Raw genomic sequence first — 21,693 nt, forward strand, 5'->3', positions numbered from 1 at the left:
GACTCCGTTTTGAAAAATGTCACTATCGGGCTAGCGGCCTTGCTCTTACTGGCCTTTGGTTCTGTGCAGGCGTTTGCCAACTATGATCCGTATTTGCGCTTTTTTGTGTACGTTAAAAAGCAAAAAAAATGTAAAGAAGGTGCCTTGTGCGCCGACCCCAGTCAAGCCGCCCCTTCCGTCCGGGTTTCGAATGGTTCGCCTTACCGCTACCGCTGCACCGGACAACTGACGGTGAGCGTAACCGACGGCGAACAAACCGTGGCGGAAACCGTTCGGGTGGACAAGTTCATTGAGCCCAACGCCGCCTCGTTTGTAATTCGTCATTATGGCCCAGGCCAACAGCTGAGCGATTTAAAAACCAGCGGCGTGGATTGCACCGCCATTTAAACCCGACTTGCGTGGGGTGATGGGCAAGCCCCGATGCTTTTTGGCGAACCCTACAACCGGGCCATTGGTGATGGGCCGGAAAAAGCGGACTGATAGGGGCTAGGCAACCCTCTGGGCGGCATCAAAAGCCCGGTTTGAACGCCTGACTGAGAAGCGAACGTGATCGGGAGAACCGCTGGTGGAGACGGATTCACCGCATTGCCGTTAGCGGGAAGGGCCTGCTCGGAAGGCTCATCCGGGCTTAAGCGAATACGCCCGTGGGTCGCCTTGCCCAACACCGCATCCACCCCTTTTATAAACACGGGCAACATTAAATTATTTAACCAAGGGGCAACCACCCCCAGCGCTAACACCGTACCAGCAATACTACCCGCCCGCATGGAGCCAGACACCGCAGCGGGAATTTCCACCTTGTGAGGCAGCAAGCGGGCCAAAGCCGCCGGATCGTTCACCACCCGCTTCATCTCTTGCTCAATGTGGGCTTTTTGCTTCAGGGCATCGCTCCAGCCATTGGGAAACTTGGCGCTCCCCTTGGCCAAATCAAAGGTTTGGCCCGACTTTAACTTTAAAATAAACGGATTGCTTTCACCGGCCGGGGGATTGGCGTACAGCTTGCCACCCAACCAAGCTCCCAGTCGTTCAAAACTACTGGCAATGCCCAAATGACATCCCAGCGATAGCATTTCCTGAAACGCCAGACGCTCGGCGGAAAAGGCCCGGTCTTTGCGGGGGGTTTCCCGATCCAGCATCACAAACAAGGGGCGAGTGACCATGTTTACCCCAATAAAACCGGCAATAGCCCATTTCATAAAACCGGGGCGGCTCACCACTTTTTCCACGGACTCACTCAGCAAGGCATTTCTCAAAGCTTGAACCGGACTCATCGAGGCAGCCCTCCATAGCCCGATAAAGGGTTAAAGCGGGCTAGTGAATGGCTGGAATAGGCGCCATTCGCCAAAAGCGGAGGAATCCGCTGGCCAAAGGCGGGTTGAAAAGCAGCGTTGGGTTGAACCGAAATGTGGGGCTGAACAGGCAGCGGTTTCGCCTCATCAGAGTTTGCGGTGGGCGGGGTGGAGAGTGGCTGCATGTTTTTTTGAAACTTCTTGAGCAAGGGGGCCGACCAGCGATCCAGCGGATGAAACAGGGCATTGGCCAAACTGGGCACCGCAAAATTGGCGGAAATAACCCCCATGGCCGAAAACACCGTGGTTTTTAACAGGTTTAACTTCTGTTGGGCAACCTCTGGGGCTAAGCCCTTGAGGGCAGGCTTAATTAAAGCCACACCAGCCGCCCCAAAGCCTTTGGCAAAAGCGAAACAAACCGGTAGGGCCACCATTTCGTTTAAAAACTCACGCTTGGCCGCATAAATTTTGCGATCCGGTTTTTCCTTGGGGTTAGACAGGGTAATCAGCGGCTTTAAAGTGCCGTTGGCCACGCACATTAAAGCAATGGGTAAAAAGGCGTCTTCATCCTTGCCCAGCCAGGTTAATAAGTTTTTTATGTTTTTCGTATTTATACCCTTCGGCATAAACCGTGCTCCAAACCTGATTTCAGTAAAATAAGGAAATAGTCCCAATCGGATGAAACGTTGCTCTCAAGCCCCTTGAGACAGGATGAAAAGCCCTCTTTTTTTAAAAGAATTTAGCGAATTAAAAAATCGGATGTAATTTAAATGAGCTTTATGAACGCAGTATATATATCAAAAAAACGAAACATTGAAAACTGTTGCTAACGAGCTTTTTGGGCAAGGCATCCCGCAAAACGCTTAGTGTCCCAATGACACCGCAGCGCTGGACCGACCGGGATAGCGTTCTTTAAAGTATTGCAGAGCCAGCATGGAAAGAAACACAAAAAGCGAAGCGGTGGCAAAGGCGATCCACCACTGATGAGTCACTCCCAATGCGGTCAGCATCGGACTCATTTCAATCAGCTTGCCAATGCCCAATGCGGAAATTAATTGCGGGGCGCAGATAAATACGTTAAAAATACCCAGCGTGGTTCCTTCGTCCCCTTCGCTCAAATACTCACACAACATGGCAAAGGGCAGAGACAAAATGGTGGCCCCGCCCACCCCGGCCACGGCCATCATGGCAATCACCTGCCAAGGGGCATGAATCCAGAACGCAAAGGCGGTAGCCACAGAATAAACCAGTAAACTCAAGCTATACAACCGCTTTTTCCCAAAACGGGCGCACAAAAACCCCATGGGAATGGTTAGCAACAAGGCCACAAAATTGTAGGCCACCAGCGCCAGTTGGGCCGTATTGACCGCCTCTGTCTCCAATCCTTTCAGGTATTGCAAATGTGCCAATTGTTGGGCCAAAGGGGCTTTATCCAAAACGGCGATGGGCTGCTGAATTTCCGGGGCACTCACGTCAGGCATCATCAAGGCCGCTTCGGCCAACGCCAAACGGTGGGCGGGGTTTTGAACCGCCCGAAGCGCAGGGGCCTGTTTTTCAGACCACACCGCTGGATCTACCGCCAAGGCCCCTAAAATGGTCATCACCGCTTGCTCCCGGCCAGCGACATCTGATAAGCCGAGCCTTGCTTTGCGGGCCCCGTAAGCGGCTTCAGCGCCCGATACCATCAAAGCATCGGTGGTCAGGTTTTGGCGAATGGGAGCCACCAGCTGCCAATCCTGCTCCAGGCTTTTGTAGCGGGCCGTGGACATATCCGGCAAGCCATAAACGTGATGCACCACAAACGGGGTGAGGTAAATGTACATACACATGAGGCCCACCCAAGTAATAAACTGCACCCCGCACAGCTTGTGAATTTCAGGGTGAGCCGCCGAAAACCGGCGAATGGCATCGAAAACACCATTTTTTCGGGGTGCCTTACCGACAGTGGAGCGGGTTAAAAACGCGGGCTTCACCTCCTGAATGGACAACGAGGCATAGGCAATGGTCAACACCAAGGCGATGGAGGCCAGCACATATTGCTGCTCCACGCTCATGGGGATGTTATACATCTTCAGCAAGGGAGCCACCCCCAAAGCGATGACCGATCCCGCCCCAAAGGCAAAGTTAATAAAGGAATTGGCCACCGCATGCTGCTCCGGTGGGGCGTTGTCGGGAACCAAAGCCCGGTAAGGGCCTTGGGCGGTGTTTAGGCAAGCATCAATCACCCAGGTGAGCAAAGCGGCCACCCACAGGGTGGTAGAAAAGGGAAAGGCAAAAATGGCCAGCGCCCCCAGCAACGCGCCTGCCAACACAAATGGCCGACGACGACCCAGCCGGGTCCAGGTGCGATCGGACCAGGCACCCACCAACGGCTGAATCAGCAATCCGGTAATGGGACCGGCGCACCAAATCAGGCCAAAAATAAACGGGTTGGCCCCCAATGGCTCTAAAATGCGGGAAGACAGGGCGATTTGCATGCTCCAAGCGAATTGCAACCCAATAATACCAGCGCTTAAGTTAAACAACTGCAACAGAGACAGGTGTTTGTCCTGTTCTGAAGGGGCTGTTTCAAGGGGTAAAGCAATTACGGCCATTGGTCATTCCACCTCACACATTGTGGTTGCATCCATCCATTAAAAAAGGAGCGTCTAAACGGGTTTCAGGGCCGATGCCTTTAAAAAAGCATCGAGTTCAGCCCAAGTGGGCAAGGAGGACATTGCCCCCGGCTTGGTAGTAGCCAAAGCGCCCACCGCATTGGCCTCGAACAACAGGTATTTTAATTGATCCGGCTGCAAGTTCTCAAACAACGAAACCGGATCGGCGGCATCCGGCATGAGGCTATACAAGCCACGAAGCAGGCCCGCCACAAAGCCATCGCCAGCGCCGGTCATTTCCACGGCCTGCACCGCAAGGGGCGGCACATGGGCCGATGCCTGAGCCGTCAGGTACCAAGAGCCTGCCTCACCCAGCGTGACCACCAGCATTGGTATGTCATATTCGGCCATCAGCTCACGGGCCGCGGCCTCATAAGGGCCAGTGCCTTTCAGGAACCGCACCTCGTCATCGCTCAGCTTCACCACATGCGCCCGCTTAAAGCTTTCCGCCATGGCCGCTTTAGCCTGCTGAGGCGAAGGCCAAAGCACGGCTCGGTAATTGGGATCATATACCTTCAGCGTAAAGGGAGAAGCCTGATCCACATAATTCAACAAAGCCGCAGCGCAATCCGGGTCGGACTGAATGACCGATCCCCAATAAAGAATGGCCGCCCCGGAAAGAGAATCCGGGTTCAGGGCGGAGGATCGCAACAGGGTATCGGCGCAAGCGGTTTGGGTAAAGCCTTTTAAAACCCGATCCCCGTTTTCATCCGTTAACACATAAGCTTGCCGGGTATTGGCTTGCTCAAAAACAGGAGATAATTGCAGATCCACCCCCAGCGCCGTGAGATGCGAATGCAACCAGCGCCCAAACAGATCATCGGCAAAACCGCCCAGAAAGGACACAGGGCAGCCCAAACGGGCCAAGCCTACGGCCACATTGGCCGCAGCGCCACCGGGAGCCTTCACAAAGTTTTGGGCCTCGCTGAGGTCTAAGGTGCGATCCAGACAGACCCAGTCAATCAGCGCTTCGCCCACGCAGATAATGGATGCTTCCCTCAAAACGGTCATACAGCCTCGGTCCCCTTAGGGTTAATGTACGGTGTGCGCCAAGCGGGAAAAGCCTTGGCAGGTTACGCCCATGCACAAAGCACGAGAGGTTCCCTGCTTTAAAGGTAACAAAAATCAGCGAGACATTCAATGCAAGCCCAGCCTCCCTCAACAGTAAGCCCAGTGAGAAAAAACGGCCCAAGCACGGCAAAAACAGCAGTAAGGCAGCGCTTTTACATTGCCCAAAGCGGGAATAGGCGAAGCGGGCAGCGTAAGCTATGCTGGAAAGTGGGAACGGGAGGGTTTGATATAATGGATGTCTATTTTTCCGCGCTGCTGATTGGCGGGGCCACTATTTTATGGGGCTTTTTTATCCTGCGGGATGCCTATCGAAACCCACTAGGATAAGTACCACGTTTTTTGGCAGCACTCAAAAAGCGCCTCTCAGCGGTTTTTACCCGCAGGACAGACCGTTTTTGGGCAATACTCAGTCCCGCCTCATTTGTAACAAAATGTTTCAAAAAAGTATTACTAACTAGAGTTAGGTTGCCAATACTTAGCCCCTTATCTATACTACTAACTATCGTAAGTATTAAGGAAATCGGACGGGTTTTGTGACTCGACCGAATTTTCAACCCCTCAGATTTTAATTTTTCCCCTCACTACTTATATGAAACCCACTTGAATTGCCAGGTTTTAACACCTGGCCTTTTTTTTGGAAAATTTTTGGAAAAAATGAAGAGGGAGCAAATCCCTTTTTACCCCTCCAACCCCCTATAATGAATGGCTTACCCGTTTTCATTAAGGAGCCTTATGTCCTCCCGTGTAGGCATTCGAAAGCATTTGCCCAATCGGGCCCGTAAAAAGGGCTTGGCACCCGGCAGTCTGGTTTATGTGGGAACCTCTCAAAAGCAAGCCGCCAGCCACCCTCCCCGGATTACCAGCATGATTTTTGAGGGAGAAACCCCGCAAGAGCAAGAAGGTTACGCACTGCCCGACATTTTGCCCCTCAGGCCCGCACCAGCTCTCACCTGGATTAACGTGGAGGGCCTGCACAATGAGGCCCTGCTGGCCGAATTTGGAGAGGCCTTCCAGTTAAACGGCCTGTTGCTAGAAGATATTTTAAATACCGAACAACGCCCCAAGGCCGAAACACTGGATACTCACACCTACATCATTCTTAAAACCTTTCAATTCAAAGCCGCACAGGAAGAAATCGCCACAGAGCAGGTCAGTATTGTGATGGGTCCCCATTTTGTCATTACCTTTCTGGAAGATGCGGACCCTCAATTTGATGAAGTCAAAAACAGGCTGCGCTTAAACAGTCGAAGGCTCCGCAGCCTGGGCGTAGGTTACCTAACCCACATGCTGCTGGATACCATTATAGACAGCTACTTTAGTGTGCTGGAGGAAGTGGGAGAGCGACTTGAAACGCTGGAAGACAGCCTTTCAGAAGCGCAACCACCCAACATTCTGCAAAATTTACACCGACTGAAGCGGGAACTGATTTTTTTACGAAAAAACATCTGGCCAGTGCGAGAAATCCTCAACGGCCTGCAACAGGCCGACACCGAGATCATCACCCCGGCGGTTCACCCTTACTTGCGGGATTTGTATGATCACACCATTCAGGTCATGGATACGCTGGAATCTTATCGGGACTTGCTAAGCGGCCTTCAGGATTTATACCTGTCTGTGCTGAGCTACCGCATGAATGACGTGATGAAGGTGCTGACCATTATGTCCAGCCTGTTTATTCCCCTCACCTTTATTGTGGGGGTGTATGGCATGAACTTTAAAGTGATGCCGGAGCTGAACCAGCCCTGGGGATATCCAGCCGTTTGGATGATCATGCTGCTAACCGCAACCGGCATGCTGGCCTACTTTAAGCGCAAACGCTGGATTTAAGAAAATTTAAAAATCAGGCTAATCCGGCTTTAAGGCGCAGCGATGCTTGATGCAGTACACCGGCTGGCGCAATGGCATTTTGGCTTCTCCCAGGCACTCAATGGCTTTTTCCAAACGCTGGCGGTAATTGGCAAACGGGGATTGAAACCCGGCGTTTAAGGCTTGAGGCTCACCACAAGGGCCTTTTACCACAATGCAATCCGATTCTTTCTGGCAGGCGAACCATCGGGGATCGGCATTCAGTGGGGTGGCGGATACTGGCGGGGCTTTCACCGCTTTTTCTCGCAGTTCTATCGGGGGTTCTGCCGGTTGTTCCGGGCGGGCCCCATCAGCGCTCCTGCCGGGTGGCTTGGTCATTGAGTCACTTTCCATGCGCTGCTTCATGCAACCGGTGGTAAAACCCACCAAGGTTAATAACAACAGTAACGTGGGCAGTTTAGGTGGCATAATACAACGCTCCTTTACAATGTGGGCATTCACCAATGTAACCCAAACCCAGCGAAAAAAACCTGCCATCCTTGCGGCACGTTCCTATTTTCCTCACGCTATTTTCTAAGCCTGATTCCCCACTTTTTTAAGCCTTCTTTTTTTACCGTTTTCAGCTTTTTTCTTTGAATTTATTTCCGTTTTTTTTAAAATTCAAACCCACTGATTCCCGCGAAAAAAAGAAGAAATGAAAAACTCCCCAGGTCGGACTCGAACCAACAACCCTGCGGTTAACAGCCGCATGCTCTGCCATTGAGCTACTGAGGAATGTGTTTTTCTATGTGAGTTGGAGTATAACCCAACCTTTTTCAAAATGCCAAGCACTTTCTTTATAACTATTTTCGCTCGAAATCTTGTTTTAATAGGAATATTGATTAAAAAATCAGCAGTATGGATGAACCCTATCAAAGCTTTGGCCATTCCTCCACAAACAGAGGCGGAGCAGCCTAAATGGCTCCATCTTGCCAAGCTTGTTTTTGAATCAAAAAAATCTAGTTGCAAATGATTCTCAAATAGGATATTCTAATCCTATCAGTTGAGAATAATTATCATTTATAGCGACGCCATCGTTCTGATTACCTCCAATACCGGCGTCGCTTTTTTATTTCTTCTCTTGGGTAATGAACCTCAGCGATTTGCATTCCGGCGTTATTTCCCCTACGATGAACCCGTCAATTTAACAGCCTTGGGCTGATGATGGAGTATTACAATGCCTGCCTTTACTTTCACCGACAAACTGGAGCATCAGGCGGAAATCGGCGTTTTCGGCGGTTCCGGCTTTTACAATTTCATTGAGGACGCCGTTGAAGTCAAGGTGGAAACCCCTTATGGCTCACCCAGCGCTACCATTACTATTGGAACGGTCGGCGGCAAGCGAGTTGCTTTCATGCCTCGCCATGGCCGGGATCACTCCCTGCCCCCTCATAAAATTAACTACCGGGCCAACGTGTGGGCTTTTAAAGCTTTGGGCATCAAGCGGGTTATTTGCCCTTGCGCCGCTGGCAGTTTGCAAAAACACATTAAACCCGGTGAGTTCGTATTTTGCGATCAGTATGTAGACCGCACCAATGGCCGTGAAGACACCTTTTTTGACGGCCCTATCACCACCCACGTCAGCGCCGCCGATCCATATTCCGAAGAGCTGCGGAAGCTGGCTGTTCAGGCCGCTAAAGAGTGCGACATTCCTTACCATGACAAAGGCACCATTGTGGTCATTCAGGGCCCTCGTTTCAGCACCCGTTCCGAATCCAAGTGGTTCCGGGATCAGGGCTGGGAAGTGATTAACATGACCCAGTACCCCGAAGCGCATCTGGTGAAAGAAATGGAAATGGATCCGTTGAACATTTCCCTGATTACCGACTACGATACAGGCGTGGAAGGGGCTCCCCCGGTTAGCCACGTGGAAGTAATTGAAGTATTCACCGAGAACAACGTGAAGTTACGCCGTTTGTTGTTCAAGTTGATTGAGCTGATGCCTTCTGCGGATAAAGCGCCTGAGTTCGCCAATATTCTCGATTCGTCCCGTCACGGTTAAAGGATACCGCTATGACCGAAGCTTTATTGATCCTGATTAAACTGATCGGCTTTTACCGGTTGATACTGCTGGGCCGGATTTTGCTGACCTGGCTGCCCAATATCAACTGGTACAATCAACCGTTCAAGTTCATCCGGGATATCACCGATCCGGTCTTAGCCCCTTTTAGCAGGCTGATACCCACCATTGGCGGCATTGATTTTTCTCCCATGCTGTTGTTCTTTGTTCTGCAATTGCTGGAACGAGGACTTTACAGCATTGCGGTCAGTCAAAGCGGCCAGAGTGTTTTCTAGCGCTCAGGTTCGGGCCTGCCCTTTGCCGAGATAAGACTGCTCACTGCGCAGAATCTCACCTTCTACAATATCCAACCCTCTCACAGCCTCAAAGGGGTTATGGGAGGGTTTGGTTTTAAACAGGCGTTCTTCGGCGTAGTTAATTTCTTTGGTCAAGATGGCGTAGCCCATCTCGTGGATGTTAATTTTATCTTTTTTGATGATTTGGTAATCCGCTTGGCCACAATGCTGGCAATATTTGTACAAGGCGGAAACCCGGCCATCAACGTTTAGTTTGGGGTGCCGTTTGGAGCCACAGTTTCGGCAGCGGCACAGGGTCCACATTACCTGAACGTTATAACCGCAATCCGGGCAAAAGGTAGCGCCCGCAGGCTCGCCTTTGCGGGCTTGCACTCGCTTGTGATCGCAATCGCGATAAAACAAGGTTTGATAAAAGGCGGCCAGCGCCTTGATCAATTGCATAGCGTTCCCCGTTACCCTACTTATCTGGTCTAACAAATGCTCTGGTTTATGAACAGTGCATTCAGCACTTAGGTTGAACCTCGTTAACTATTTATTATACCGATCTTTGAGGTGCATACAACTCGTCTATCCCAAGTTCCCCCATTTGAATGAGAGCCGAAGTAGACTTATGGAGATATTGCTATACAAGAGGAAGTAATTATCTTAAAGGGGACTTTGTCCCCTTTATATCCCCTACAAGGGGGGCGTCGATATGGACATATCGCCGACGCCCCCCTTGACCCCCTCGCTCCGACATTACATACGGGATTGCCCTGAGCGCATTCGCGCCAGCGCAGCCTACCATCACGTTGAGCGCTTTCGAGCCAGCGCAACTCACGATCAACGCTTACCTCAGCAGCCACACCCACACACCCACAAAAAAACTCTTCACACCCCAAAAAATAGCCTTACGCCCCCAATAAAACCACCCACCACCACCCAAAAAATCCCCACCCCCTTCCAGCGGGCAAAGCCCGCCCTTAACCCCACCCCATAAAAAAACCCCACCCCTTGCATGGGGAGGTCTGGAGGGGGGACAGCGCTTGCGCTGAACTCTGTCCCCCCTCCAGTGGGGGTTTAAGGGGGCAAAGCCCCCTTTTTAAACCTCCCCTATAAAAAGAAAGCTACCGATTATCGCGGTAGCATGACTTGGGGGAGGAGGTTGGGGAAATAAGAACGCTCTAGAGAGGCTCTTATTTATATACTTTATATCGCAGATCAACCCAAAAACTTGAGCCAAAACACCCGGTTTGTAACAATTTGCAAACTTGACTGAGGTCGGAATTGTTCAGGGGGTTTAGTCGCAGTATGGTTTGGTGGATTCAATTCGTTTGTGCCCTGCGACAAGCAATCAATACTGAGGTTCGGTTGAAATTAAAGATCAACAATTCAAAATTGGGCGCTAAACGAGTGAGGCCAATGCCACTTGTGCTTTTCGCAGGGATTTTGCTGACAGGCATTACATGGGTGGCACCCGGCGCTTGGGCCGCCACTTATTGGGAGCCTTATATTCCCCCCGAGGTTGCTTTTGCGGATGATTTACGGCAAAAAATAGCGCTACCCGCTAAAATCAACATCAATCAGGGGGGATTAAACCAGTTAAAAATTTTACCGGGGTTTGATGAGGATATCGCCCTGAAGGTGATGCGAAATCGGCCGTTTGTGGATATTCAGGATTTTTACAGCAAACTACCCGGACTGGATAAAAAGCGCATTGATCGACTCATTGAACAGGTTCAGCCCAAAGTGCTTTTCAAGTAGGTTTGCCCCCTATCAAACACTTAAAAGCCCGATTTGCACCGGGCTTTTAAGCTTCTGAGTGTGTTGTGTTTCAGAGGGAAAAGGAAAGTTCTAGTTATTAACCGTAACCGGGGTGTCCACCATCACGCTGAGGCGGGAACCGGCAGGAACAACCACTTCTTTGCCTTTGCGGGCCAAAGCGTAACCCATACCGCCCAAGGCGCCAACCCCAAGGCCAAACAAGGCACCAGTGCCAACGCTACCCAGCAAACCACCGGCAGCGGTGCCCATCAGGGTGCCCACGCCGGTAGCGCCAGCGGCAATGCCTACGCCTTTGGCGATGTCCATTGCGTAGGTGTCGCCTTTCAGCACGCCAGTCTGATCTTTGGTCACGATATGGGCGTTAATAGCCATCACCCGGCCATCGGGCAATTTAATACTGTCAAAGCGAACATCAATATCGCCATGCTTGCCCAGATGAGAAGCGCTATTGACGTTGGCCACCTGACCCAACACCTGACTACCGGCAGGAATGGCCACCGCATCGTTCACGTAAACATCATTCTCCAGGGTGGCGGTAATGGGATCGCCCATGTGCGCCGCATAGGTGGTAATGGGCTGATCGGTATGAATGGTGAGCAGGGTTCCTTTGGGAACCGAGGCCAAGCGGCCTTTCAAAACGGTGTTATCGTAACTATAGCTGTTGTAATAATCGGTTCCGTAGCCGCCACCATTGTTGGCATTGTTGTAGCCCGCATTGCCGTAAGCGTTACCAGTGTTGCCATAAGCATTGTTGGTATTGCCGTAAGCGCCATTGTTATAAACATTGGTGTCTTGCAGGGGCTTCAGTTGCAGGGTGCCATCCGCCAAGGCCACGGCGGGGGCCAAAACCAGGCTCAGGGCCAAATTGGCACACAGTACCGTTTTGGCAAATGCGTTCCGCTTAAATTGGGTCATCTCTACCTCTCTATGCATATGGGTTACGAGGCGAACCCGCCTCTCCTCTAACATCTCTGTAACGTCTTTATAACGCATCTATTGTTGTACCTACAGGGTATCGGGACGAGAACACCCAAGCGCTACCATCAAAATATAGGCCAAAAAGCTGAAAGATGGCGCGACCGGCGGAGTTCTGGATAACTTTCCTTTTCTTTACGCTTACCTCCCATAAGACGCTTCAGGCATGAAGCATGCTTATTTTAGGGACATCGCGCTTTTATTCATAACATAAATATGAAGCTTTGGTTACATTATACCGTTGGGCAGTCTTTTAAGAAACGTCTGTTCAATAACGCCGCTATCCCACCCAAAGTTTCAACGCGGCATTAAAAGATGACCCTATTGCATTTTATCCGTGAATCCCTTTAATATGACAGACACCGTCTTATTCCCATATAAGGTGGGTACTTTACGAGTCTGTCTGTCAAAACTGAGATCGGTACCCTGACCCCATGCCAAAAGCTTCCACAACACCCACCGCCAAAACCACAGCCAAAAAAACCACGGCCAAGGCAGCTTCCACAAAATCCACCACCAAAACCACCGCCAAGGCAGCTTCCACAAAGGCAGCAACTAAAACCACGGCCAAGGCCGCCCCTAAAAAAACCACCACCAAAGCCAGCCCTAAAAAAGCAGGTAAAAATACGGTATTGGATGAAGAGGACGAAAGTGGGAGCGGTAACGGACGCTCGTTGGTCATTGTGGAATCTCCAGCCAAAGCCAAAACGCTTAAAAAGATTTTGGGTGCCAAGTTTCAGATCAAAGCCAGCGTGGGTCATATTCGAGATTTGCCAGAAAAAAAGCTGGGCGTGGATATTGAACACAATTTTGAACCCATGTATGAAGTACTAGCAGCCAAAGCCAATCTGGTTGAGGAGCTTCAGGAAGCCGCACGAAAAAGTGACACCATCTACCTGGCGGCTGACCCTGACCGTGAAGGAGAAGCCATTGCCTGGCATGTATCCATGTTGCTGGATAACCCCAAGGCCAAAGTCCATCGTATCGAGTTTCACGAGATTACCAAAAACGCCATTCTGGAAGCCATTCAAAACCCTCGGGAAATCAACTATCCTCGGGTGAATGCCCAACAGGCCCGCCGGGTGCTGGATAGACTGGTGGGTTATAAACTCAGCCCCTTGCTTTGGAAAAAAGTAAGCAAGGGCCTATCGGCAGGTCGGGTGCAAAGCGTTTGCGTTCGTTTGATTTGTGAACGGGAAGAAGAAGTGCTGGCCTTTGTACCGGTTGAATACTGGACCATTGCCACCGAATTGAAAAAAAGCGCCAAAGACAGCCATCACATGGTGGCCAATCTGGTTAAAGTGGACGGGGAAAAAGCGGACATTCCCGATGAAAAGGCCGCCCAGGCGCTGGTTAAAACCCTGGAAAGCAACCCGCATGAGGTTTCGGCGGTCAACTCTCGTGAGTCCCGGCGTAAAGCGCAGCCGCCCTTTATTACCAGTACCCTGCAACGGGAAGCCAGCACCCGATTTGGTTATTCGGTTAAAAAAACCATGCAAATCGCCCAAAAGCTGTATGAAGGTATTGATTTGGGGAACGGACCGGAAGGTTTGATTACCTACATGAGAACCGACAGCACACGGGTGGCCGATGAGGCCAGAGACGCGGCCAAGGAATTCATCGTTAAACAGTACGGCAAAGAGTTTTACCCCGCTGAACCGAACGACTACAGCAAAAAGAGCAAGAAAAACGTACAGGACGCCCACGAAGCGATTCGACCCACCTATGTAGACAAGACACCGGATTCGGTAAAACATGCCCTTAACGATGAGCAGGCCCGTATTTACGGCATCATCTGGAACCGTTTTATGGCCTCTCAAATGGAAGCCGCCCAAATTCGCACCAAAACCGTGGAAGTGGCCTGCAAAAACCTGACCTTGCGTGGCTCAGACAGCAAAGTCATTTTTAAAGGCTATATGGCCGTCTATCAGGCGGATGAAGACGAGGAAGTGGTTGCTTCCGCCCTGCTGGACGTGGAAAAAGGCGACAAGCTGGCCATGGCCAAAGTAGAGCCTAAACAGCACTTTACCGAGCCACCACCTCGCTTTAATGAAGCCAGCCTGGTAAAAACGCTGGAAGAACTGGGCATTGGACGACCCAGTACTTATGCCCCCACCATTGCCACCGTGCAGGACCGGGGCTATGTGTTTATGGAGAACAAGGCCCTCAAACCCACCCCGTTGGGCAAGGCCGTGAATCAGGTACTGGTTAAGCACTTCCATGACATTGTTGATGTCAACTTCACCGCCGCGCTGGAAAGCCGACTGGATGACATTGAGGATGACACCACCTCCTGGCAAGGCGTGATCAAGGATTTTTACGGACCCTTTGAAGCCACCCTCAAAAAAGCTTCGGATGAGATGGAAAAAGTGGTGATTCTGCTGGAAGGCGAAAGCTGCCCGGATTGTGAAAAGCCCATGTCTCTGAAGACCAGCCGGTGGGGTAGCCAGTTTATGGGCTGCACCGGATACCCGGAATGCAAGTACACCCGCCCATTGTCCAAAGATCAAAAAGCCCTGCCCGAAGACCAGCCCAGCGACGAAAAATGCGAAAAGTGCGGCGGCGATATGCTGATTAAGCATGGCCGCTTTGGCGAGTATTTAAAATGTCAGGCCGAAGGCTGCGGGGCCGCCAAATCGTTTGAGCAAAAAACCGGCATCACCTGCCCCAAGTGTAATCAGGGCGAAGTGGTGGCCAAAAAATCTCGCAGGGGCAAGATTTTTTACGGTTGCAACCGCTACCCGGACTGCGATCAGGCATTCTGGAACAAGCCTTTGGGCGAAAAATGCCCGGATTGCAGCAGTCTGCTGACTGAAAAAGTATTGAAAAAAGGCACCTTTCACGCTTGCCCCGAAAAAGGCTGTGGCTTTAGCAAGCAAGTGGAAGAAGAAGCAGCCCCCGCTTAAAAAATATATTTTTAAAAATAAGCCGCCGCACTGGTCATTTTATGCCCATGCGGCAGTTTTTTTTAAAGCCATCTGCGGTTATAATGCTTTCGCAATGTTTAAAAACAAACATTGCGAAAGGAGGGAGAATGACGCGCTCTCATTCAGCAGAAGGGATTCGAAACATCAAACACAAAATAAACATCCAGGCGCCGGTAGAATCCTGCTATCAGGCATGGATCCACTACACCCGATTTCCAACTTTTATGCGCCGAGTACTAGGGGTAGAACATGAAATCAAAACGATTGACGCCACTTATGCCAAAGCCTTGAATTTATCCAAATATTTTATTCCAGCTGAACAAATTAACCGCTGGCTCTTTGCTGGACCCGGCGGAAAACTCTATGAAACCGAGAGTAAAATTATTTTAGACATTCCCAATCTCTTTTATTGCAGGGTTTCCACCGATCCCGATGACATCGCCATTCAAACGTCCGTTCTGTTTTCGGCCGATGAAATGAACCAAAACACCTTAATTGAGTTCCAGGTTTCTTTTTGGGACTGCGCATCTATCAAGGCAGGCAAATCCACGCAACTGATTTTAGACATACTGAATCAGGGTGATTCTTTGATTGAAGATTGCTTACTGGATTTAAAGCATTATGTCGAACATAAAAAACCGCGCAAAACCAAGCCAGCTAGGGCCCTTATCAAACAGGGAATGGGAAGGCTTTTATAAAAAACCTTCCCATTTTCAACCCAAACAAAAAGAAGGGTGGCTCCTACAGCTCCGCGCTGGACAGAACCGGCTCAAAGACATAGTCAATGGTTACCGGCAAGGAAGGCACATTGGCCGGGGCCTCGGGAAACTTTCCGGCGGTGATAATGGCGTTTAAAGCCGCTTTATCTACAGTGGCATCCCCGGAAGACTGCTTGAGGCTGGCGCTTAACAAGGTGCCATCCCGATCAATCATTAACACGGCGATGGTGCGCTGAAACACATAATCCTGAGGGAGCTTCCAGTTGTTTTTGACCTGCTGGCGAACCTGCTCCACATAATTGGTCATGGTCTCTTCGCTGTTACCGGGTTTGGCGGTGTTTTCCCACACTCTACCGGGAGCGCCCACCCGTGTGTAAAACAGGGAAACCGGCTGGGGCTGGTTAGAAACCGGGGTGGCGAACGCCAGCACCGAGTCTTTACTGGACGTGGGCATCAACTGATAGCTGACCATCCGCATGCTGCCAGGGGACAGCTTAAAGTTAAACTGAACCTGACGGCCTTCCAAACCGGCAGGAAAGGCGCCAAAAGGGGCGTTCTTGTTCAGGTAAGCCAGCATGGCCCGACCGGAATCGGTGTCGGCACCCACATCAAGTCCGCTACTGTGCAACGTGCCATCCTCATTCACAACAAAGGTGAGGGTGTTGTCAGTAAGCTGGTTGGCATAGACCTGCTCTTCCCAGTGGGCCTGAAGCTTTTCAAACACGCTGGAGACATAGCCATAGGTGCTATCAGGGGTCTTGGCAAAAGCGGCCAATGGCAAAATCAGGGCGCAGGCCACTAAAGCGAGAGATTTTTTAAAACGGTTCAAACCATTCATAATAATTACCTTTTAAATTAGAGAGGGATTTGAAAAGAGTTTACCGGAAAAGTGCCGGATTCTTATGAAACGTTCGTAAAGCATCTAAAATGCGCGCCGAGGCTTTTCCATCTCCGTAAGGGTTTGTGGCTTGAGACATGGAGGCATAAGCCGTTGTATCATCCAGCAACCGTCTGGTTTCCGATAAAATGCGGTCGTAGTGAGGGCCAATTAAGCGCACCGTACCCATTTCCACCGCTTCAGGGCGCTCTGTCTCATCTCGCAACACCAAAACTGGCTTGCGCAAAGAGGGCGCTTCTTCCTGAATGCCGCCAGAATCGGTCAAAATAATGCTGGCCCGCTCCATCAGGCGGCAAAAAGGTTCGTAATCCAGTGGCTCAATCAAATGGATTCTGCCGGAGTTACCCAGCGTTTGATGCACAATGGTTCGCACGTTGGGGTTGGGATGCACCGGAATTACCATCTCCACCGTGGGATCCGCATCCACCAAGTCTTTTAAAGCACGGCAAATCTCGTGCATGGGTTCTCCAAAATTTTCCCGACGATGGACCGTCACCAGAATCAGCCTTTTTTGATCATCCAGCGTAATGGGCAAATGACCATTTGGGCTGGGCTTGTTCAAGGTGTACAGCAAGGCGTCAATCACGGTGTTGCCGGTCATAAAAATCTGGGCATCTTTGGCCCCGGTTTTTAAAAGGTTCTGCCGAGAACCTTCGGTGGGGGCAAAATACAGGGTGGCAATGCCATCGGTAACCACCCGGTTAATCTCTTCGGGAAAAGGGTAATACTTGTCCCAGGTGCGCAAACCCGCTTCCACATGACCCACCGGAATTTGCTTGTAAAAAGCAGCCAGCGAGGTGGCCATGGTGGTGGTGGTATCGCCATGCACCAGAACCACATCCGGGTTTTCCGCTTCCAGAACCGATTTCATGCCCAATAGCACGTTGGTGGTAATCTGGAATAAATCCTGATTGGGCTTCATCAGGTTCAAATCATGATCCGGGCGAATTTGAAAGAGATCCAGAACCTGATCCAGCATTTCCCGGTGCTGGGCCGTAACGCACACCACCGATTCAAATTCCTCGGGGCAGGCGGCAAGCGCGTTGACCACCGGGGCCATTTTAATCGCCTCTGGACGGGTACCGAATACGGTTAACACTTTTAATTTTTTGGATTTGGACACAATCTTATTAGCCCCATGCCTTGGAAAACGCTCTCATTATACTGCGAGCAAAGGCTGAGGTAACTCACCAAGCGGGTAGTTTAACCAGTTTCAGTGTGCAAGGGGGCTACCAAATCATTACTTATCAAACCGGATCCACGGGTTGGCTCCAGTCGTTTTGGTTATTATTTTTAGCGGCATGTTTGGGGTTCGCGCTTTTTTTCTGCGCTTTTTCCAGCGCTTTGCGTTGCTGAACAGGATCTTTGTCGCCCGTTTTCAGCAGAACATTCATGCCTTTTTGAGCGGTAACCCCGCCCATGGAGCCAAACAAAATGCCTCCAACCGGAATACCCTTCACGCTTAAAGGCATAACCGCCTTACCCACCGCAAATCCGGCCCCGGCAGTTTCCCAGCTCACCGCATCCCGAAGGCCATATTTGCCCATAGCGGACAGTGATTCCTGAGTAATATTGACTTTTTCGCCCTTGGCCTGTCGGGCCGTGGCATCCTTATGGGTATCGTGGGTATTTTTCAGCACATCAAAACTGGCCAAACCCAAACCAGCGGTGGCCAATACCCCTTGCCCCACAGAAGATCCAGCGGTTGAGCCAACATTGCCCGTAAACAAATTTTTAACGGGCTGAAAATTTCTCTGCCCCAAGGTTTCCCGGGCATAAGCTTTAGGAGAGAAATGCCCCGCCTTTAAGCCCTCCCCAAACCGGGAAAGGTTGGCGGACGTGGTCTGCTTAAAAGCTTTCCAGTTCCACTGGCCGCTTTGAACCTGAGTGGAACCCAGCCCCAACCAGTGGGCATAACCACGCGGGGCCGTAGCGCCTTTTTCGCCCGCTGAACCCAGTTTAAAACGGCTGGCGGCCACTTTGTCTATTTTATGGGCCGCTGCTTGTTGAGCCCCCATGTTGACAGCGCTTCCCGCCCACTGCTCCACCGCATTTCGATGAGTCAGGGCTTTACCTGAGGACAAGGCTCCGCTAACATCCAACAGAGCAGGTTTACCACCCACCTGCTGATAGGCCTGATACGCTTGGCCGCTAATGCCTTCTACACCCATATCCACCTCACCCGGTCCTGTATAATCTACAGGCATAAAAACAAGCTTTAGGATTTTTATGCTACAACTTTTGTAAAAAAAGAGGCTTAATCTTGTTTTCAGCATCTCGATTTTGGTTGCTTCTGCTCCTCTGCATGGGCCTGCTTGGCACTTTGGGTTGCCAGCAAACCCAAACCGCAAAACCCACGCCTTCCATTTCACCCGTTACAGGCCCGCCTGCTTTTGGTAGCTTTAACCTACACAAACGGCATGGTTTGGGCGGATGGCAAGGCCAAACCATGCCCAGCCAAACCCAATGGCTCAAAAGCCTGCCACAAAAACCAGAATTGTCCCCATAACCCCCGCATGCGGCAAAGGAACCCCAACCATGTCTCAAAACTACTGTTACAAAGTGCGTCTCGGCGTGGTGTTATTTCAGGACAATCGATTACTACTGGTTCGACAAAATGATCGCCCCTTTTGGGTCTTTCCAGGCGGCACCCTGGAAGTGGAAGAGGGGCTGGAGGAATGCGCCATTCGGGAAATGAAGGAAGAGATTGATCTGGACGTTTGCATTGAGAAAACGTTGTATCTGGCCGATTTTTTACTGGCCACCGAGCAAGGCACCCGGCACACCATTGACGTGTTTATGCTGGCTCGCCACCTGAGCGGTACCCCCAACATGACGCTGGATGAAAACTTGAACGAAATGGGCTTTTTTACCCTGGAGGAAGTTCGAGCCATGCAAATTGAACCCAAAGTCGTGGCCGATCGGCTTTTAAAGGACTGGCCCGATTGTTTTCAAAACGCCAATGGCCTATATTTGGGCAAATATGGCAACGGGGCTGGGGTTAAGCCCAATCCGTAATCAAACCCGCCGAGCGTTTGTCCGACTTTCGGAAAAACAGGGCCATCCTGTTCCTAAAATCCAAAAACTACCTTTTATTTGGCAGCCTCTTGCTTCAATATAAAGAAAGAAGCCCCCGCATGGGGGTGCCAGTGAATCCCAAAAAGGCAACATTTTGACGCCCTTCATTTTTATTTAAGAAAGAAGGAACCGACTCGAACACCGATCAACGAGGTTATCCACATGCTTTTACACCCATTTGCCAATAAAACGCTCGCCCTGTCTCTCGGCTTGGGGCTTTGCATTCAAGGGATGGCTCCGGTGTGGGCGGTGGATGATTTCGCAACCCAATGGCAAGCTCGCCCACTGGTAGACAATACCGTTCAACCGCAAGCCCCCGCACAGGCCAGCCCAGCCAAAGCCGCCCAACCAGCGGCAACCCCTCAAGCGGATTTGGCAGCGCTGGAAGCCCAGCTTAAACCCGCGGAACCTTTTATTGCCAGTGTGGAAAAAAATCTGCTGATTAACCCCAAGCAGGGCGCTTTTTTAACGGATAGACTGACTGAGCTGCAAACCGTACTTTACGGCGAGCAAAAATATCAGGATGCCGGAGAATTACTGGCCGAAATGGCCAAGGTGTTTCCAGCCGAGGCCACCAAAGCGCATGCCGATCTCACCGCTAAAATGCAGAGCAACTTGCCGCCAAGCTCGGGGAAAAACCCACCACAGGCCATCAGCAGCGCATCGGCTAGCAAGCAAAGGGTCAATGCCCAACCCATGGCCGCCAACACGCAGCCCGCCGCGTTTGGCAGTCCCTCCAGCAATCAAGCCAGTAATCAACAGGCCGCCCCACCTAAAAAACGGTTTTGGGAGCGAGAGGAAGATCCGTTTGCCAACGATCCCTTCTTTCAGGATCAACAACCCACCCCTTCTTACCAGGCCCAACAGACCGGCCCCTCCAAACTGGGGGCCATTGGTCAGGGCTTGGCCGGACTGGCCATGATGGCAGGCTCGGTGGCTGGAAGTTACTACCTGAACAAAAACACCGGCAACGCAGGCTTGCTGCCCAATAATGGCTACCAAAATGGTTATCCAAACGGTTACTACAACAATCAGCCCTATGCCAACCCGTACGGCTCTCCCTATGGGTATGGAGTACCCGCTTATGGCGTGGTTCCCGGACAACTGCCCTATGGCTACAATCAGCCCTACCTGAACAGACCCGTTTACGGCACCACCCTAACCACGCAGCCCTACTCACGCTTTGGAAACTCAACGGTAGGCATCAGCCCACTGGGTGTTCCGACCGGATTTCGTCCCTACTAGCCCCCTGAATGAACTATACTGTTCATTAGGCAGCAGAAAAATGGCGAAGGGGCCTTATGCGTATTCTGGAATTATCCCAATCCCTGTTTGGAAAAACCCTTTCCAAGGGCAGTATTTTTTCGGTACTGGGTATTATGGTGGCTAGCAAGTTGCTGGAAAATTCTCGTAAAAAATGGGAAGTGGCCAGAGAAAAAAGCGAAGAGACGCTATTGGCCCAAATGTCCGCCTACGATATGGGCAAAGGGGCCGGAAAACTGATGAAAGGCTGGCTGCTGTTCAATCAGCCCGATTTGACCGTTCAGCAAGCCGAAGCCAAATTGCAAACCCTGCTGAAAGCCATGGATCGAGAAGATCACCTGCCCGATGAGCAAGCCCGCAGCCGCTTTCTGGTTTCCAAAACCCTGTTTTTCATAGAAGGCTTCAAACTGTCTCGCTGCCAGTATGAACAGTACCAAAAAGCGGCCTGGGAACTGTCCCGAAAAAATCCGGCCCGTCAAAAACTAACCCGGAATGATACCTTCCATGGCAAACCCTTTTTGCCAGAAGATTTAATTGCCATAACCCACCGGGCCTTGTTAATCATGGATAACGGCAAACTGGCCCGCTACATTCATCAGGTCATCAACAAACCCACCCTTAAGGATGACGCGGACCACATGGCCTACCTGATTGCCCTGACCCTGAACGCGGAACCCAACACCCTGGGTGCCGCCATTAACACCTGGTTTGCCAGCTACTGCGATTTTAAAATCGATCAGTCCCATCAACGGGAAGCCATGGTGAATACCTCCATTACCACCGTGACCGGGGGGCTTCCGGCCAGCATTGGTATGGACTTATTGGGCAAAGCCGGAAAACGGTGGTTCAACCAAATCAAAGCACCCAAAAAGCCGAAATCTACCGTTTAAACGC

Annotated in this window: 22 protein-coding genes and 1 tRNA gene; 12 read left to right on the forward strand and 11 right to left on the reverse strand. The window is 51.0% G+C overall.

The window, feature by feature from the left end; genetic code table 11:
* The first annotated feature begins 9 nt into the window (after positions 1 to 9).
* Positions 10 to 387 carry a hypothetical protein gene (locus ACEW81_RS05420; RefSeq protein WP_373531948.1) on the forward strand — a complete coding sequence of 126 codons (378 nt, stop codon included), beginning with the start codon at positions 10 to 12 and terminating at the stop codon, positions 385 to 387.
* Between the two features lie 50 nt (positions 388 to 437).
* Here ACEW81_RS05420 and ACEW81_RS05425 read toward each other — a convergent pair whose 3' ends face one another.
* The 4 genes from ACEW81_RS05425 to ACEW81_RS05440 all read right to left on the reverse strand — a co-directional run bounded on the left by ACEW81_RS05425 (position 438) and on the right by ACEW81_RS05440 (position 4,954).
* On the reverse strand, positions 438 to 1,271 hold the full coding sequence (locus tag ACEW81_RS05425) for a hypothetical protein (RefSeq protein ID WP_373531949.1): 834 nt from the start codon (positions 1,269 to 1,271) through the stop codon (positions 438 to 440).
* Positions 1,268 to 1,915 carry a hypothetical protein gene (locus ACEW81_RS05430; RefSeq protein WP_373531950.1) on the reverse strand — a complete coding sequence of 216 codons (648 nt, stop codon included), beginning with the start codon at positions 1,913 to 1,915 and terminating at the stop codon, positions 1,268 to 1,270. The genes ACEW81_RS05425 and ACEW81_RS05430 overlap by 4 nt, the downstream gene beginning before the upstream one ends.
* Positions 1,916 to 2,152: 237 nt before the next feature.
* A complete protein-coding gene (locus ACEW81_RS05435; protein WP_373531951.1) occupies positions 2,153 to 3,883 on the reverse strand; it encodes an MFS transporter in 1,731 nt (576 codons plus the stop codon).
* A gap of 54 nt (positions 3,884 to 3,937) precedes the next feature.
* Entirely contained in the window at positions 3,938 to 4,954 is a 1,017-nt protein-coding gene (locus ACEW81_RS05440) for a carbohydrate kinase family protein (RefSeq protein WP_373531952.1), read from the reverse strand.
* A gap of 792 nt (positions 4,955 to 5,746) precedes the next feature.
* Here ACEW81_RS05440 and corA point away from each other — a divergent pair.
* Positions 5,747 to 6,841 (forward strand): magnesium/cobalt transporter CorA, encoded by a 1,095-nt coding sequence (corA, locus tag ACEW81_RS05445; protein ID WP_373531953.1) that lies wholly within the window; start codon positions 5,747 to 5,749, stop codon positions 6,839 to 6,841.
* Between the two features lie 18 nt (positions 6,842 to 6,859).
* Here the strand turns inward: corA and ACEW81_RS05450 are convergent, their stop codons facing one another.
* Together ACEW81_RS05450 and ACEW81_RS05455 are read right to left on the reverse strand one after the other, a co-directional pair.
* On the reverse strand, positions 6,860 to 7,288 hold the full coding sequence (locus ACEW81_RS05450; RefSeq protein ID WP_373531954.1) for a hypothetical protein: 429 nt from the start codon (positions 7,286 to 7,288) through the stop codon (positions 6,860 to 6,862).
* Between the two features lie 234 nt (positions 7,289 to 7,522).
* A tRNA-Asn gene (locus ACEW81_RS05455) sits at positions 7,523 to 7,594 on the reverse strand.
* Between the two features lie 469 nt (positions 7,595 to 8,063).
* Between ACEW81_RS05455 and ACEW81_RS05460 the strand changes: the two genes are divergently transcribed.
* A complete protein-coding gene (locus ACEW81_RS05460) occupies positions 8,064 to 8,861 on the forward strand; it encodes an S-methyl-5'-thioadenosine phosphorylase (RefSeq protein ID WP_373532490.1) in 798 nt (265 codons plus the stop codon).
* Between the two features lie 11 nt (positions 8,862 to 8,872).
* The gene (locus ACEW81_RS05465) at positions 8,873 to 9,154 is read left to right on the forward strand and encodes a YggT family protein (RefSeq protein ID WP_373531955.1); all 282 of its coding nucleotides are present in this window, start codon (positions 8,873 to 8,875) and stop codon (positions 9,152 to 9,154) included.
* 3 nt (positions 9,155 to 9,157) lie between these two features.
* Here the strand turns inward: ACEW81_RS05465 and ACEW81_RS05470 are convergent, their stop codons facing one another.
* Positions 9,158 to 9,616: a hypothetical protein gene (locus tag ACEW81_RS05470; RefSeq protein WP_373531956.1), complete on the reverse strand. Its 459-nt coding sequence runs from the start codon at positions 9,614 to 9,616 to the stop codon at positions 9,158 to 9,160.
* A 253-nt stretch (positions 9,617 to 9,869) separates the two neighbouring features.
* Here ACEW81_RS05470 and ACEW81_RS05475 point away from each other — a divergent pair, with 253 nt between their 5' ends.
* Both ACEW81_RS05475 and ACEW81_RS05480 read left to right on the forward strand, forming a co-directional pair.
* A complete protein-coding gene (locus tag ACEW81_RS05475; RefSeq protein WP_373531957.1) occupies positions 9,870 to 10,154 on the forward strand; it encodes a hypothetical protein in 285 nt (94 codons plus the stop codon).
* Positions 10,155 to 10,576: 422 nt separating this feature from the next.
* Positions 10,577 to 10,918 (forward strand): ComEA family DNA-binding protein, encoded by a 342-nt coding sequence (locus ACEW81_RS05480; RefSeq protein WP_373531958.1) that lies wholly within the window; start codon positions 10,577 to 10,579, stop codon positions 10,916 to 10,918.
* A 90-nt stretch (positions 10,919 to 11,008) separates the two neighbouring features.
* Here the strand turns inward: ACEW81_RS05480 and ACEW81_RS05485 are convergent, their stop codons facing one another.
* Positions 11,009 to 11,854: a hypothetical protein gene (locus ACEW81_RS05485; RefSeq protein WP_373531959.1), complete on the reverse strand. Its 846-nt coding sequence runs from the start codon at positions 11,852 to 11,854 to the stop codon at positions 11,009 to 11,011.
* Positions 11,855 to 12,348: 494 nt separating this feature from the next.
* Here ACEW81_RS05485 and topA point away from each other — a divergent pair, with 494 nt between their 5' ends.
* Together topA and ACEW81_RS05495 are read left to right on the forward strand one after the other, a co-directional pair.
* Complete coding sequence (gene topA, locus ACEW81_RS05490) at positions 12,349 to 14,820, forward strand: type I DNA topoisomerase (protein WP_373531960.1); 2,472 nt, start codon at positions 12,349 to 12,351, stop codon at positions 14,818 to 14,820.
* Between the two features lie 47 nt (positions 14,821 to 14,867).
* Positions 14,868 to 15,539 carry an SRPBCC family protein gene (locus ACEW81_RS05495; protein ID WP_373531961.1) on the forward strand — a complete coding sequence of 224 codons (672 nt, stop codon included), beginning with the start codon at positions 14,868 to 14,870 and terminating at the stop codon, positions 15,537 to 15,539.
* Positions 15,540 to 15,582: 43 nt separating this feature from the next.
* Here ACEW81_RS05495 and ACEW81_RS05500 read toward each other — a convergent pair whose 3' ends face one another.
* The 3 genes from ACEW81_RS05500 to ACEW81_RS05510 form a co-directional block, all read right to left on the reverse strand.
* Entirely contained in the window at positions 15,583 to 16,398 is an 816-nt protein-coding gene (locus ACEW81_RS05500) for an energy transducer TonB (protein WP_373531962.1), read from the reverse strand.
* 40 nt (positions 16,399 to 16,438) lie between these two features.
* Complete coding sequence (gene wecB / locus ACEW81_RS05505) at positions 16,439 to 17,581, reverse strand: non-hydrolyzing UDP-N-acetylglucosamine 2-epimerase (RefSeq protein ID WP_373531963.1); 1,143 nt, start codon at positions 17,579 to 17,581, stop codon at positions 16,439 to 16,441.
* A gap of 124 nt (positions 17,582 to 17,705) precedes the next feature.
* Positions 17,706 to 18,665 carry a hypothetical protein gene (locus tag ACEW81_RS05510; protein WP_373531964.1) on the reverse strand — a complete coding sequence of 320 codons (960 nt, stop codon included), beginning with the start codon at positions 18,663 to 18,665 and terminating at the stop codon, positions 17,706 to 17,708.
* A gap of 56 nt (positions 18,666 to 18,721) precedes the next feature.
* Between ACEW81_RS05510 and ACEW81_RS05515 the strand changes: the two genes are divergently transcribed.
* From ACEW81_RS05515 to ACEW81_RS05530, 4 genes are all read left to right on the forward strand, one after another.
* Positions 18,722 to 18,967 carry a hypothetical protein gene (locus tag ACEW81_RS05515; RefSeq protein WP_373531965.1) on the forward strand — a complete coding sequence of 82 codons (246 nt, stop codon included), beginning with the start codon at positions 18,722 to 18,724 and terminating at the stop codon, positions 18,965 to 18,967.
* Positions 18,968 to 18,996: 29 nt separating this feature from the next.
* Positions 18,997 to 19,476: an NUDIX hydrolase gene (locus tag ACEW81_RS05520; protein ID WP_373531966.1), complete on the forward strand. Its 480-nt coding sequence runs from the start codon at positions 18,997 to 18,999 to the stop codon at positions 19,474 to 19,476.
* A 222-nt stretch (positions 19,477 to 19,698) separates the two neighbouring features.
* Positions 19,699 to 20,781 (forward strand): hypothetical protein, encoded by a 1,083-nt coding sequence (locus ACEW81_RS05525; RefSeq protein ID WP_373531967.1) that lies wholly within the window; start codon positions 19,699 to 19,701, stop codon positions 20,779 to 20,781.
* Between the two features lie 56 nt (positions 20,782 to 20,837).
* The gene (locus ACEW81_RS05530) at positions 20,838 to 21,689 is read left to right on the forward strand and encodes a hypothetical protein (RefSeq protein WP_373531968.1); all 852 of its coding nucleotides are present in this window, start codon (positions 20,838 to 20,840) and stop codon (positions 21,687 to 21,689) included.
* The last annotated feature ends 4 nt before the right edge of the window (positions 21,690 to 21,693 follow it).

The sequence above is a fragment of the Vampirovibrio sp. genome (genome assembly GCF_041737375.1).
Taxonomy (GTDB): Bacteria; Cyanobacteriota; Vampirovibrionia; order Vampirovibrionales; family Vampirovibrionaceae; genus Vampirovibrio.